The sequence below is a fragment of the Lysinibacillus sp. FSL L8-0312 genome, from assembly GCF_038003285.1.
Taxonomy (GTDB): domain Bacteria; phylum Bacillota; class Bacilli; order Bacillales_A; family Planococcaceae; genus Lysinibacillus; species Lysinibacillus fusiformis_D.
This window is the reverse complement of sequence record NZ_JBBOOV010000001.1, coordinates 3,426,190-3,441,089: the sequence shown is the minus strand read 5'-3', so window position 1 is coordinate 3,441,089 and position 14,900 is coordinate 3,426,190. Positions and strand designations below refer to the sequence as shown.

The 14,900-nt window shown below is 37.2% G+C and carries 10 protein-coding genes; 3 read left to right on the top strand and 7 right to left on the bottom strand.

The window, feature by feature from the left end:
• Nucleotides 1–401: 401 nt before the first annotated feature.
• Nucleotides 402–1,700, top strand: coding sequence for a hypothetical protein (locus MHI22_RS17320; RefSeq protein ID WP_271912101.1), 1,299 nt, complete (start codon nt 402–404; stop codon nt 1,698–1,700).
• A gap of 106 nt (nt 1,701–1,806) precedes the next feature.
• Here MHI22_RS17320 and MHI22_RS17315 read toward each other — a convergent pair whose 3' ends face one another.
• From MHI22_RS17315 to MHI22_RS17295, 5 genes are all read right to left on the bottom strand, one after another.
• The gene (locus MHI22_RS17315) at nt 1,807–3,729 is read right to left on the bottom strand and encodes an AraC family transcriptional regulator (RefSeq protein ID WP_340812419.1); all 1,923 of its coding nucleotides are present in this window, start codon (nt 3,727–3,729) and stop codon (nt 1,807–1,809) included.
• A gap of 142 nt (nt 3,730–3,871) precedes the next feature.
• Nucleotides 3,872–5,782, bottom strand: coding sequence for an AraC family transcriptional regulator (locus tag MHI22_RS17310; RefSeq protein ID WP_340812418.1), 1,911 nt, complete (start codon nt 5,780–5,782; stop codon nt 3,872–3,874).
• 262 nt (nt 5,783–6,044) lie between these two features.
• Nucleotides 6,045–7,394 carry an IS1182-like element ISBsp5 family transposase gene (locus MHI22_RS17305; RefSeq protein WP_340812417.1) on the bottom strand — a complete coding sequence of 450 codons (1,350 nt, stop codon included), beginning with the start codon at nt 7,392–7,394 and terminating at the stop codon, nt 6,045–6,047.
• 350 nt (nt 7,395–7,744) lie between these two features.
• Nucleotides 7,745–8,689, bottom strand: a complete 945-nt coding sequence (locus MHI22_RS17300; protein ID WP_340812416.1) for an ABC transporter substrate-binding protein — start codon at nt 8,687–8,689, stop codon at nt 7,745–7,747.
• Between the two features lie 100 nt (nt 8,690–8,789).
• Entirely contained in the window at nt 8,790–10,352 is a 1,563-nt protein-coding gene (locus tag MHI22_RS17295; protein WP_036125824.1) for an AraC family transcriptional regulator, read from the bottom strand.
• A gap of 98 nt (nt 10,353–10,450) precedes the next feature.
• Here MHI22_RS17295 and MHI22_RS17290 point away from each other — a divergent pair, with 98 nt between their 5' ends.
• The gene (locus MHI22_RS17290) at nt 10,451–11,407 is read left to right on the top strand and encodes an ABC transporter substrate-binding protein (protein ID WP_340812415.1); all 957 of its coding nucleotides are present in this window, start codon (nt 10,451–10,453) and stop codon (nt 11,405–11,407) included.
• A gap of 38 nt (nt 11,408–11,445) precedes the next feature.
• On the opposite strand, the gene MHI22_RS17285 is transcribed toward MHI22_RS17290, so the two are convergent.
• Together MHI22_RS17285 and MHI22_RS17280 are read right to left on the bottom strand one after the other, a co-directional pair.
• Entirely contained in the window at nt 11,446–12,417 is a 972-nt protein-coding gene (locus tag MHI22_RS17285; protein WP_036125819.1) for a helix-turn-helix transcriptional regulator, read from the bottom strand.
• An 89-nt stretch (nt 12,418–12,506) separates the two neighbouring features.
• Nucleotides 12,507–13,673, bottom strand: a complete 1,167-nt coding sequence (locus MHI22_RS17280; RefSeq protein WP_340812414.1) for an MFS transporter — start codon at nt 13,671–13,673, stop codon at nt 12,507–12,509.
• 232 nt (nt 13,674–13,905) lie between these two features.
• Between MHI22_RS17280 and MHI22_RS17275 the strand changes: the two genes are divergently transcribed.
• A complete protein-coding gene (locus MHI22_RS17275; protein WP_340812413.1) occupies nt 13,906–14,862 on the top strand; it encodes an ABC transporter substrate-binding protein in 957 nt (318 codons plus the stop codon).
• Nucleotides 14,863–14,900 lie beyond the last annotated feature (38 nt).

Below are 14,900 nucleotides of genomic sequence, written 5' to 3'. Positions count from 1 at the left end.
TAATACTTCATCACATCATGAATATTTTCAGCGATTTGTCGATTTTCTTATGTACCTGTTACAACATAATACTTTGATGAATTGTTCATTTTCTTCTTTTGAACAGTACCTAGTGATGCATTTTTAACCTTCGGGATCAATTGTAACCAATTGACTCACCATGCTCTCTACTCAACATCTCCTGTTTTTCCCATTAAATTTCTATTATCTTTACAAATATAACTTCCTCTATAGGTACTGAAGTTATATGATGCTCACATAAATTTTATAACCAATCTACCTAATCATCTAAAAAATGCATAAAAAGATCCTAGGCTATGATAAAATTGATTTAACACCAAATCTTGGATAGATTCCCACTGCATCTACCATGAAAAATAAAATAGGAGGCTTCTCTTAGTATGAAAAACAAAAAAAGATTGGCTTTGCTGTCTTTAGTTGCTATCCCTTCACTTCTTTACAGTGCACCAGCATCAGCAGCTGAAGTTACAGAGCCATCAAAAATAGCCTACACATACAATAATAACTACTACTACAATTCTAATGTCTGGAATGTTATTCAGCTCATATCAATCATTGATGATCGATATTCCTCATTCCAAACAAGATTGGAATCGGCTCTCAAAGCTTATAACAACTTGACTGAAACAGAAAAACAGTATGTTACTAATTATGACGTACTTTCCAATCATCAACATACTAGAATTTTATATCGTAAACTCGCTTCACAAATTGAAGAAAAACTAGCTTCTGTAGAACCTACCGCAGTAAATTATTATGAAAATGTTTTGGCTACAAGGGAGTGGTTCAATTCTTTAAACGCTGCACAGAAAACATTTGTTAATGCTGAAACACAGAGAATACTATCATCATATATAAGTCCAAATACGACAATTGACAAAGTAGTAACGAAAATACAATTATTAAATTCTTCACGCTTAAGCTTCCATCAAGAAGTTGAGGCAGCACGTGCTGAATATAATGCATTACGAAAATTTACAAATGCTTATTTACCGTATGGTACAGAGCAACTATTATTAGAGGCTGAACGACTTGTCGTAAAGGATAAAGCTGCTGCCAAAGATGTAGAAAATGCCATTGCTGCTCTATCACCTAAAACATCTACAATTAAGGATGTACAAAAGGTTAAAACTGCGTTTGAGGCGCTAACACCCGTGCAGCAACAAATAGTTCCAAATGTGTCTATTTTAATTGATTTTGTGAATGGTAAATATAAACTTCCAACACAATCAGTTGAAAATACAAAGCCTAATTTTTCCAATACTGCCGCATTGCCTGGTAAAACAACGGCTATGTCTAGAAATAGAAATGATTATAGTGCAAAAATAAATGTCACTGACCCAGGAGTTCACACAGAAAGATTTATCTTAACTACCAAATCTAATATGACATTAATTATTCCTTCTCTCTCAACTTTAGTGGATAAGGATACTACTGGTGTCATAGAAATTCAGCTTAAAAGAAAATTAAATAACATTACATTCAAAATGACACTCAATAATAAACCTATAGAATTCGAGGAAAACATCGAATTAATTATTAACAATTTGCCTAAAAATGCTTCCATTATTCAAAGGAACGATTTAGGTGAGAAGTTGCATACTAACTTCTATGTTGATGGAAATCGTCATATTGTTCAAGCAACTACGTCTGGCACATTCCAAATTATAAGAAAATAAGCATGACGCTTCTGAAAGAAGAAACAACTAAATTCAAGTTAGTTGTTCCAGACTGTAGACAAAAGCCCCATAAACGATATTTATGGGGCACTCTCTAATGTTTATACTATTTTGTCGTAGCTACTAGGTTGTCCACGATGAAATCTAGCTGCTTTGTTAATGAATAAATGTCGTTATAGTAACAAAAACCAAAATCCATTTCAATCAGTCTTCCTTCTTTAACGGCTGGGATATTAGACCAAACTGGGTGATCTGTTAAATCCACCATTCCTTCGTAGGATGAACGGAACACAAAATCACCTGCATAATCTGTTAGTACTTCTAAAGAAACATTGATTGCCTCATCCGTGTTGTTTTTGTCATCAATTTTCTTTTGAATAATATCAGGTGCTTTCAAACCTAAATACTCATAAATAGCTTGGGAACCACGTCCATAGGTATAGCTTGTCACTACGGACATTTGTCCTTTGCCGCCTTCCATAATACTAACTGTTTTATCTAAAATACCTGCCTCTTTCAGCTTCTCTTGACTGTTCTCTACTTTTGTATAGAAATTAGCTAAAAGCTCTTTTGCTTCTTTCTCTTTCCCTAATACTTCACCAATCTTCGTTAAACGGTCATCCAGTGATGTAGAGAAATCGATCATGACAGTAGGTGCAATTTTTTGCATTTGCTCATACAGCTCATCCTTACTTGGGATAATGATGACGTCAGGTTTTAATTGGATTACTGCCTCCACATTTGGTTCGAACCACTCACCTAAACTTTCAACTGTTTTTAATTCTTCCTCAAATGCTGCTCCCTCTTGTATTTTAGAGGAGCCCACTGGTGTCACATCAAAAGCTAGTACATCACCTGTATAATACATCACCACTACTCGCTCAGGATTTACAGGTATTTCTACATCTCCTTTCATAGTGGATACAATTTTTGTTTGTGATTCGCTGACTGCTTGTGCCGTAGAGGCCTGTTTTTCCCCGCTTCCAGTATTTGTTGTTGCTCCACTACTGCAAGCACTTAATAAAAGTGTCAGACATAGAAAGAGTGTTGCAATAGCTGATAATCCTCTTTTATTCATTGGTTCATACTTCCTTTCATTATATTGATAACCATTCTCAATATAATCTTGGAAGCTCCAATCGACAATGGAGTATCTTTCAGACATTGAAGGACTATCTTTTACTAGACGATTCAACTGTTCCCTTTGACGAAATTTTGTGGGGGAAACGCCTACTCTCTTTTTGAATAGTCTACTAAAATAATAAACATCGTTATAGCCGACACCCATTGCGATATCGCGCAAGCTAGCATTTGTCTGCTCAAGCAAAATAGAAGCTTTTTCAATACGGAGCTGAATTAAATACTCAATCGGACTACAACCTATTTGTTGCTTGAATTGAATGGATAAATGGGATGGACTATAGCGTAATGCCTTCGCAATTGATTCTAAAGTCAATGGCTGTGCATAATTTTCTTCTAGATAGGCTTTAATTTGACTAGAGACATTCAGCTTTTGAATGTCGATACTGTCTTGTTCTAACTGCTTGAAAATCTCATTTAATAATTGATAGAATAGCGATTTAATGGTAAATTTGCTGAGATTATTAGCATTTCCCCATTCTATATACATATAATGTATTTTTTTAAACATAGTAATAGGTGAGTTAGGTATAAGACTGTATTGATAGTTGAAAGGATTATTGCTTTGCATGGCTCTTGCTATCATTTTATTAAGGGTTAAAGGAATGGAAGCTCGATAAAATACCATGTAGTATTCAAACCCTTTGTCTGTTGCCACGATTTGCAAAGTGGAGCCTTTTCCACCGTGAATAAGATGAAAGCCCTCTAGTGTATAGTTTGTTAAATCGATCTGGATTTCTGCACCTCCACCTGTGGCAAAAAGAAACATATTAGCAGGCAATTTATATAATTTCCCAATCTCTTCAGGTTTAAATAGTTCATATCGTATATCGAGTACTTTAATCGTTGCATGATTCCAAAGAAAAAAAAACTCCTCTTTTGGCAGCATCCTACATCATTCCTTCCAATTATCACTATCTCCCAGTTTATTATAATTGATAATCGTTCTCAATAATTTTTCTACAATCATGCATGAAACATAGAAAAATCACTCAAACATCCAATGCTTGAGTGATTTTATGGAATCCCATTTATTTTGCTTTTGCATGCTGTACTAGCATTTCTGTCACTTCTTCAATTTGTCCTAGGATTGAAATAGGATCTGAAAACCAGAAACTCCAGCCATCAATTTCAAAAATTTGATCATCTTGCACAGCATCTAGCGTTTTCCAAACTGGTTCGTTTTTATAATCATATGTTTCTGTCGCTTTATCAACAGCCACAAAAATATAATCACCCGCATAATCTGGAAGTAATTCAGGTGATAATTCCAGCCACGGCTTTTCAGGATCAATTTCCTCTACTACTTTTGCGGGTGGAGTTAGCCCAAGCCCATCATAAAATGATCGCCCTGTATAACCATTACCATATAATGTTATGTTATTTTTTGCTCCACCAGCAAAAATCGTCACGGTTTGATCCTTACCAATGATATCTTGAACCGTTTGTCTCGCTTTTGCTACCCTTTGACTATAGTCATCTAACCAAGCCTTCACTTCTTCTTCTTTATCTAAAATTTTACTAAACTCCTCCAATGTTGCATCCATTTCTAAATTAAAGGGTATTAAAACTGTAGGCGCTATTTTAGCATATGCTTCGTATTTCTTATCATCCCCAGTAATGATAAGGTCGGGCTTCAAATCAACTACTGCTTCAAGGGATTCTTCAAAATAAGTAATTCCTTCATTATGCTCCTTCAGGTAAGGGCTTTTCATATAAAGCTCCTGTGTTCCAACTGGTTTAATGCCCATAGTTAATAAAAAACCTGGGTAATAATCGGTTACGATACGTTCTGGGTCAACAGGAATCTCGACATCCCCCTTCACAGTGGATACAATTTTGGTTGTCGACTGTACTTCCGTTGACTCATTAGCTGGTGCTTTTGTTTCTCCATTATTAGAAGCTGTGATAGCAGTACCAGAGCATGCACTAAGCAATAAAGTGAAGCATAGCAATAAAGTCGCCATCATAGAGGACTTTGCTTTTTTATTCATCGATAAATCTCCTTTTGCTTTATATTGATAATAATTATCATTATCAATATAATGTCGTATCCACTTTTTATCATTAGACAAAGAAAGCCGATACATAGGACGATACGATTTATGCTTATCTGGCTGTTGTTTAAATTGCATTGGGGTTTGCCCACTGTACTTTTTAAAGATACGGATAAAATAAGAGACATCTTCATAGCCAACACTCGACGCAATCTCCTGCAAGCTCGAAGTGGTATGTAATAATAACTGCTGTGCTTTTTGTATTCTTATCTGGATAAGATAATCAATAATACTTCTACCCGTCTTCTGCTTAAATTGCTTAGCTATATAGGGCACACTATAATTCAACATTTGAGCAAGCGATTCTCGTGTAATCGGTTGATTGTAATATTCTTCTATATAATTTTGAATTTGCTCCACAAGGTCCGGCTGTTGAACAATGACCTGCTGTTGATGTAATTGCTGCAAAAGTTCATAAATGAATTGATAAAAAAGGACTTTGACATGAAAATGGGCTAGATTGCCCTGTTTGAGCCACTCTCGGTGCATAGTTTCGATTTTTTCCTGTAATGTGAGCGCATTAGAAATTTGAAAAACATATTGAAGCTGAAAAGGTTTTTCACGTTCCCACAACGCTAGCAAATTTTTTCTATGGGGAGGAGGTAACGTCGCTTTGTAGAGAATTAAATAGTACTCCAAACTATCTTCTACAGCACTAATATGCAGGCAACTCCCTTTACCAACATGCACTATATAAAAATTTTCTATCTTATAGGCTTTACTGTCTAATAATACTTTAGCCTTTCCCTTTATTGCGTACAAAAAACCGCTAGCTGGTACACGATAGGAGCTAAGCTGTTCATCACTTTGCATCCTTGTATAACGAATATCAAACAATTGAATGGAAGCCGCTTTCCACAAAAGGATATGATCATCTATGTTCACTGTTTGTTTTCACACCTTTCTAGTCAAAGCATAGAATGGTACCTCATGTGAATATTATAAATGATAAACATTCTCAATAATATATTAAAATGAAACAACAAAAAAGAAGCACCTTTATTGCTAAAGTTGCTTCCAGACCGTAGACAAAAGCCCATCGAGAAGTTCACTCTCGATGGTTTTTGTCATTTTTCTTCCTATTTTATTTTTAACATTTGGTAATATACTACCAAATTCAACATACTCTTCGAGCTTAGTTGCTCTCTTAAGCTACTTGCCACGTCCAAGTAGCCAGTTTCTTCAAATTCATGGCAGCAAAAGTAAGCATCGCCTGCATGGACAATTTTTTTAGACCTCTTAAGGTTGTCCATCGCATACCATGCTTTTCTTTTGCATCGGCAAAGACACGCTCAATCGTTTCTTTGCGCTTTGCATAAATTTGTTTGATGTCATAGGAATGGCGTAAATGTTCAGCTTCCTCCACATACGACTCCCAAATATGGCGTTGAATGAGTTTTTGATGATGCTTACTTTCTGTACATTGGGAAAGGCTTGGACACTTCGCACAAATCAAAGGATTCGATTTATATTGGCGATATCCTTCCTTCGTCGTTGTCGCATACTTCAATATCTGCCCTTGTGGGCAAAGATAACAATTATAGTGCTCGTCATATGTATACTCGTGCTTTCGGAAGAATCCATCTTTCGTTTTAGGACGTGTATACGGAAGAACAGGCAACATTTGATTCTCTAACAAAAAGTTCGTAATCGCTGGTGTTTTATAGGCTGCATCTGCTGCAACAGCTAATGGTTTTTGAACATTTTGAATGACCCTTTCCACAAGTGGCTGTAATACATGGCTATCGTGCACATTTCCCGGAGTCACAATGGCACCTAAGACAAAGCCCTTTTCATCTGTGGCTGCATGAAAGGAATATGCAAACTGCTTCGTACGTTCATCCTTCACATAATACCCACTTTCAGGATCTGTCGTGCTTTCCTTTATTTCTTTCCATTCTTCCTTTTCAAACTTCTCCGGGGGAAAGGGCTTTTTTCCGTGTTCTTCACGATCCATATTTAACTCTAATTGAAGCTTCTCTTCATAAGCCCGTGTTTCTTTTCGCACGACCTTTTTATCATACTTCCGTTTATTCGCACTCGCTTTCACATGCGTAGAATCGATAAATAAATGGTCTGCATGGAGGAGTCCTTGATGCATAATCTCTTTTAAAATACGATAGAATATCTGTTCAAATATATCGGTGTCTTGAAAGCGGCGGGCATAATTTTTACCGAAGGTAGAGAAATGCGGGACTTCTGTATGGAAGCCAAATCCTAAAAACCAACGATACGCCATATTGGTTTCAATTTCTTTGATGGTTTGACGCATGGACCGTATACCAAAAACGTACTGAATAAACGTCATTTTAAAGAGAACAACAGGATCAATACTAGGGCGTCCTTTAGCAGAGTAGAGGTTTTCTACTAAAGGATAGATAAATGAAAAATCAATAGCCGCCTCTAGTTTTCGTACTAAATGATCTTGGGGAACTAATTGATCAATCGTTAACATTTCTAATTGTTCACGTTCATTGGTTTGATTCTTCGTCATCATGCTTCATCACCTCAAAAGTTTACTTTTCAACACCCTATGTAGATAGAGTACTTTATGTAGAAGTTGATTGGAACGAAGGGCGGCGACTCCTGCGGGAAAAGCGGGAAAGTCGAGATCCTGGACTGAGCGAAGCGAGGGAAGCAGCTCGACCCCGCCCGCGGAAAGCGTCCGCCCGTAGTGGAAATCAACGGCTTTACTTTATTTTATTGTAAAAGAAAAAAGACTGTAAGCAAACTCAAAATTCATCGAGTTTGTCTACAGTCTGGAAGCACCTTTATTGCTAAAGTTGCTTCCTTTTTTTACTTGCTATAAACCATCGTACTAATAAATTATCTGCACAACTCACCCTGTTATTTTTTAGTCGTTAGCCATTTGGTTAATTCCTCAACCTGAGCCAACACTGCTGTAGGGTCATAGTACCACGAACGTTCCTCAGGCCAAACATAAAGATGATCGTTTTTTACAGCTGGTAGGCTGCCCCATATTGGATCATTTTTAAAATCTTCAACTGTGCGACCATCTGCAGTTAAAATGATGTAGTCTCCTGTATAATCTGCTAGCACCTCTTTTGAAATTTCAACCCACTGCTTTTCCATAATTTCGTCTGCTACTTTAGCGGGTGGCTTACGACCAAGCGACTGATAAACTGGCTGTCCACCACGTCCAAAGTTATCGCCATAAGCATAATAAGATTTGCCTGCATCTTCAATAATAGAAAAGCTTGCATCCTCTGGAATAATCGCATCTACCAGTGCTTTTGCATTGGCAATCTTTTGATCGTATTGTGCGAGCCAATCCTTCGCTTCCTGCTCTTTGTCAAGCAATTCACCAAAATATGTAAGCTCTTCATGTGCATTCTTTAATTCACCATAAGGGATGACAACTGTCGGTGCAATTTTACTTAAAGCATCGTAATTTTCCCCATTGCCCGTAATAATTAAATCTGGTTTGAGTGATATAACTTTTTCAATCGATGGTTTTCCATAATCACCGATTTCTTCTACATCCTTTAATCCATCCTTTAAATAATAGTTTTCAAGAGCCAACCCAGGAGCTCCCACTGGTTTCACGTCCAATACAAGCAAACTAGCAATATATTCCTCTGCTACGATACGCTGTGGATTAGTCGGAATAACAATTTCGCCATTTGTCGTCTGGACCGTTTTTGTCTCTGCTTCTTTTGTATCTTGTTCTGTAGTTGAACTAGTGTTTTTTTCATTTTCCCCACAAGCCGTTAACAAAAGAAGTAATAGAAGAAACAGTGGTGCTATGAATTTTCTATTTTGTCTAAGCATTTTTTCCCTCCATACACATTAGTTGATAATCATTCTCAATAATTGTAGAAGAAAGTAAAATAACTGTCTATGCATGGAAGTGATTTGTTCCCTTGTACTTTTATGATGTTAGTACTTCCATTAATTTTTGTAATTGAGCCACTGTAGATAATGGGTCATAGCCATAAAATAATTCATATTGATTCATAAAGTACATCTGCTTCTTTTGCACTGCCGTAAGTGACCGCCATTTTTCTGACTGCAATACTGTTAAGAGACACTCCTTTCCAAAATCTGTTGTAGGAAGAGCCGTAACGAATATATAATCAGCTGGAAAGTACACAATATCTTCAATATCTACTGTTAAGTAGCCTGTTTGTTCAATGTTTTTCGTGACTATCGCATCTGGTCGACTAAAGCCTAAATCCTCATATAATATATGACTTCCTCTCCCATGACTACTATTTAAACAATATGCTTGATGACTACCTATTTCCCAAACAATAGCGGTACCCCTTCTTGACCCAAGTTGTTGATCAAGAATATAGTTACAATGCGCTATTTGTTCATCATATTGCTGAAGCCAGCTCTTACACACTTCTCGCCTATCAACAATATCGGCAATCAGCCCAAATTGCTCTCGCCAACTCAATTGTCTACATGGTAGCTCGAATACAGGGGCTACTGACAGTAATGCTTGTTTCTCCTTGCCACCACTGTAGTTAACAATGACATCTGGACATGCTGCGGTTATCTCCTGATAATTTGACGTAATAGCATACTCATAGCCTTTAAGCCTCTGCAAAGAGGGTACTGGCTCGATGCCCTCCAGAAATGGAGAATACACCCCCAACACTGGCGTAATGCCCAGAGCAAGTAAGCAGGCTGTATGATTGGTATTAAGCGCAATGACACGCTTCGATTTTTGATAATAAACTGTCGGTGACATACCCACTAATTCTTTAAATTTCCTACTTAAATAAGTACCCTCACGGTAGCCAACCTCCTGGGCAAGATCATCTAATTTCGGCATCGCTAACAACAGCTTTTTCTGGGATTCTCGTATTCTTAGCAACGTTAAATATTCACTATATGTATGACCAGTATGCTTGTGGAAGGTACGTGAAAAATGCTCAGGACTTACTTGTGCATTTTCAGCCAGCTGCTCCCTTGTTAATTCTTCACGAAAATGTAGGTTGATATAATGAAGTACCTTATCAATCCATAGTTGTTGTTGTGTATTATCACGTAAATGGTTGTATAACACTTCAAGCATTTCACCAAATAATTTTTGTAAGTGAAACGGATTGTTACCTTGGGCGTCCGCTTCCTTTTCTATTTCTTTAGCTAGATTCATGAGCCGATAGGAGCCATGTTCAATTAAAATAGCATCTTGTAATAAATGATCCGTTTTAGAGCCATATGCACAGTATTGAATGACGATTCCGCTACTTTCACCTGTTTCAAGTAGATGAAAATCGTCAGTATCGTTCAACAGCATAACAGAATTTGAACTAAGCTGAATCTTCTTACCTTGGTGGGTGCACTCTACTTGTCCCTCATAAATGATGACAATAATAGGATGTGTGAAATGTGCTGCTTTGTCATTTAACATTTCTTGTAATGTCACTATTTGAATAGGTTGATAAAAAATATGGGACAGTAACTGACGATCTTTGTTCATTTCGTTTTATCTCCTAAACATCAAATTGATATTGATTATCATTTTCATTATAATGAAATAGCATGATAGAAATCAATTGAATTAGGAGGCTTATCGTTTTGACAAAATATATAAAACAGAATGTCTTGTTAATAGGCATTTTTATTATTTCCATCCTATTAGCTGCATGTGGAAATCAACCATCTTCCTTATCCGATACAACAAATGAAAAGAGCACTAATCGGGTTTTAACAGATGCCATCGGTCATGCAGTGACCATTCCCAAAAATCCTCAGCATGTCATTGCACCCTATTTAGAAGATCACCTTGTAGCATTGGGCATAAAGCCAGTTGCACAATGGTCAGTCAAAGGAGGTACCTCTATCCAAGGCTACCTTCAAGATTCATTAAAAGACATCCCAACAATTGAATTTGATCTTCCTTACGAAGCTGTTACAAGCTTTAATCCGGATTTAATTGTAATTGGTTCACCTGAAATTGCTGAAGGTGAAAAATACGAGCAATATAGCAAAATTGCGCCTACTTATGTCATGGGAGCAGAGGATAATAATTGGCGCAATAAGCTCTTAACAATGGGCGAAATTTTTGGTCAAACAGATACAGCAAAAAAAGTCCTTGCAGATTATGATCAATTTGCTAAAGAAGCTAAAGAAGATATTCACAACAAAGTTGGAAGCCCTTCTGCCACTGTCATCTGGAATATTAAAAATACAATTTATATGGTAAGTGACACAGCTTCTAGCGGTGTTGTTCTTTATGAGGATCTCGGACTACAAACACCAACCTTAGTAAAAGAGGTATCAGCCTCTGCTGCTGGTGATTGGTCACAGGTTTCTTTAGAAAAATTTATACAAATAGATGCTGACTATCTTTTTGTTATTAACAGTGATCATACAGGCAGCACTGAATTATTAAGTGATCCACTCTTAGCAAATATACCTGCTATTAAAAATGGCCATGTTTATGAATTTGACCAAAATTCAAGTTGGTTATATTCAGGGGCTATTGCTAATCGGCAAATCATTCAAAATGTCGTAGATAGCATTGCTAAGTAAGAAAACCCCTCCAGCGTCAACATAACGCTGGAGGGGTTTTAGTGTGAACTATATTTTACAAATTCTCGAGGACTCAGCCCATACCTCTCCTTAAAAACCTCAGCAAAATGACTTGGATTCGAATACCCGACAGCATTTGCCACTTCCATGACATTCATTGTTCCATTTTGTAGTAAATAACAAGCCTTTTCTAATCGTTGCTCACGTAAGTAGCCAAATACTGTAGTGCCATACATTTCTTTAAATCCTTTTTTCAACTTATAATCATTTAAGCCAATTAAACGAGACAGCTCCATGAGTGAAGGAGGATTCACTATATTTCCTGCCATGATGGCTTTTGCTTGAGATAGTTTAGCTCTATCGTCCTGTGAAAATTCCATTGAATTAGTAGGATGAGAGAAAAAGGTTTGAAATGTTCTCGTTAAAAGCTGTAAAGCCATGCTTTCTAACTCCAAATTAGTCATCCGATTAGCTGCTATCCCTTCTAGCAGCTGTTTTACCATAAACAAATCAAGCGAATCTATCTTCTCTTGAAACAAACGATAGGGATATCCTTGAAGAACCTTAGAAAACTTGGTAGCACCGCCATTGCCATTGATTTTTTCCATGTAATGATTAAAAGTTGTTACGGGAATACCGATGCCAACCATCTGATAAGACTCATCTTTATTAAATAAAAAATTTGCCTCTACTTGCTCCATTAATTGCAAAGTACATGTTCCTGGCGTTACTTCATATTCACAATTAGAAATATGAACGCCACGTGTCCCTTGCAAGCAGTAGCTAACTTCCACCATTGGCTTCGCTGTAGAGATATACATTCGATGTTCTTGATGAAATGAATAATCCGATACAACCACCTCTAAATCTGCACGAGGCATAAAACGATGTATTGCCCCTTCCTTTATCGATGATTGGAATGTCATATATTGTGTTGCATTTTCCTGTGGTTTTAGTATCTCTAATGCATGAAAAAATTGAGTAAAATTTTGATGAAAGTCGATATTCATAGCGTTCACCATCCCTCAGTATTTTATTGAGAATGATTATCAATAATTAACCAAAGTATAGCAAAGGTACATCGTTTCCGCTATGAAATTTAGAATTCTTCTGTTGTTGCAGTAGTCATTGTAAATGCTAGCAGGATACATATAAAGAAAACTATCGCTCCAAAGCCATAAGCAACTGGAAATCCTCCAACATGCTCAATTAACCAACCTGCTAAACCAGGCCCCATCATTTGACCAACTGCATAAAAAATGGAAATAAATCCGATGGCAGATGCAATATATGGAGGTGGCACTTGCTGGCTTGCCTTCATCTGAATCAAGACAAGAACACCACCGAGTGATGAACCCCAAATAATAGAGGATAATATAAACCCTCCAATATTTTCAAACACTATTGGTAGTAAATCGCCGACAACCGATAGTAGTAAAGCCGCTGTTAATGCCTTTTTAACACCCATTTTATCTGCTAACATTCCCCAGAATGGAGCGCCTCCAATCGACACGATTCCCGCAATGGCATAAATGGAACCTGCTAGTCCATTGGATAGCCCAAGGCTTTTCATATAGCTTGTTTGGTATAGATTAGGAATAAGATAGACTAGACCAACAGCAAAATAAATACCTGCAATGATATATAGCTGCTTATTGCGCCATGCTGTTGTTTTTTCCTGTATTGTATCCTTCTTAACAGGATTTGGTTGCTTTATCGTCCAGAACGCTAACAACATGACGATCAGTGTCAAAATCGCAAATACTAACCACGCCCCTCGCCATCCTAACGTAGGAAATTGTTGCAGCATAAAAGGGACGAGTAAGCCTGATAAAAGCATCCCAATTCCAGCTCCACTCATTAACAGCCCCATGACAGTCCCTCGTTTCTTAGGGTATAGCCTAATGGCTATAGATAGTAGTGGTGTATACACAAGTGCACTACCAGCGCCTGCAAAAAACAGTGTGATAGCAGCCTCCCAGAAACTAGTGACGAAAACTAGACCCATCAATCCTAAAACAACACAGACTCCTCCAACTAACAGAACATTTTTTGCACCAATGCGTATTGTGAGTACTCCTGAAAGTCCAACAGTTAGTAAATAGCCTAAAAACAGCATTGTACCTAAGTAACCAGACTGAGAGGTCGTAAGGCTTAACCCCTCCTGCATAAACGGTAAAATAATGCCATAGGCCATACGTGCAAATCCTGTCGTTGTAACAATTAATAGCATACCTGTTAAGACAAACACCCAAAATTTTTTCATTTGTATACTCCTTTCATTACATGCATCTTAGTTCAATGAAAGGCCCATTTTCCACCTATGGAAGGATGCTTATACGGTTAAACGGATTTTATTTTCTGCCATTTAAAAGAGAAGACATTCGCTTTTTGGATAAACCTCAATGACCCATCTTTTGTTTGTCCATTGTCCTTGGACAATGACTAAATTATGCTAATCTATATCGATAATGATTATCATTTATGGAGGAATAGACATGAAAAAATTAAATCGACATATGCTCATTTGTAGCCTATTACTACTGATGGGGATATTTATGGTTGCTTGTGGTTCAAGCAATGAAGAAACAAATAAAAAGGGGACAACAGCAACTGAAGCAACAACTCGTTTGTATAAGGATTATCTAGATCATGAGGTTGAAATTCCAGTAAATCCACAGAGAGTGGTTTATCATGGAGAAGGATACGGTGATTTGCTTGCATTGAATATCAACACAGTTGGTGCAGGCTTCTCCTGGATTACAAATTATGCTTGGGAAGATCGTGTAAAAGATGTAGAGGACGTTGGTTTTCCTATAAATGTTGAGAAAACATTGTCATTAAAACCAGACCTTATCATTATTGGTACTTCTGATGATAAGACATATTCACAGCTTTCTAAAATCGCTCCAACCATAGTGCTTGATACTTTCGCGCCTTTGGACCAACGTTTGACAGAGCTAGGCGATATACTTAATAAAAAAGATGAAGCAGCACAATGGATAGATGACTATACAGAAAAAGCAGATAAAATGTGGAACTCACTTGTAGCTGATGGTAGCGTTAAACCAGATGAAACGGCATCGGTTTTAACCTATTATCCAGGAGACCGATTATTTGTAATGGCACGTGCTGGACTTTCTCAAGTTTTATACGATTCAAACGTTCTTAAGCCTGGTGACAAAATACAAAAAATACTTGATGATGGAACAGGCTTTGCTGAAATCTCCACAGAACTTCTCCCTGAATATGCTGGTGATCGAATTTTCATCCTAACACCAGTAGATGATGAGGCGAAACAATCGACAAAAGAAATGATGGAAAGCCCGATCTGGAAGAACCTACCTGCTGTGAAAAATGGACATGTTTACACAATTGATATTCAAAAAAGTGATAGCGATGCCTCAACTAGAGAATGGCTGTTAACACAAATACCTACTATGCTAAAAAAATAAATAGCAAGAGACATTTCATCTTTGTTGAAATGTCTCTT

Excerpts from the sequence above, each read along its gene's own strand:
- MHI22_RS17320 (WP_271912101.1), top strand. The coding sequence starts at position 402 with ATGAAAAACAAAAAAAGATTGGCTTTGCTGTCTTTAGTTGCTATCCCT.
- MHI22_RS17300 (WP_340812416.1), bottom strand. The coding sequence starts at position 8,689 with ATGCTTAGACAAAATAGAAAATTCATAGCACCACTGTTTCTTCTATTA.
- MHI22_RS17275 (WP_340812413.1), top strand. The coding sequence starts at position 13,906 with ATGAAAAAATTAAATCGACATATGCTCATTTGTAGCCTATTACTACTG.
- MHI22_RS17280 (WP_340812414.1), bottom strand. The coding sequence starts at position 13,673 with ATGAAAAAATTTTGGGTGTTTGTCTTAACAGGTATGCTATTAATTGTT.
- MHI22_RS17285 (WP_036125819.1), bottom strand. The coding sequence starts at position 12,417 with ATGAATATCGACTTTCATCAAAATTTTACTCAATTTTTTCATGCATTA.
- MHI22_RS17295 (WP_036125824.1), bottom strand. The coding sequence starts at position 10,352 with ATGAACAAAGATCGTCAGTTACTGTCCCATATTTTTTATCAACCTATT.
- MHI22_RS17315 (WP_340812419.1), bottom strand. The coding sequence starts at position 3,729 with ATGCTGCCAAAAGAGGAGTTTTTTTTTCTTTGGAATCATGCAACGATT.
- MHI22_RS17305 (WP_340812417.1), bottom strand. The coding sequence starts at position 7,394 with ATGATGACGAAGAATCAAACCAATGAACGTGAACAATTAGAAATGTTA.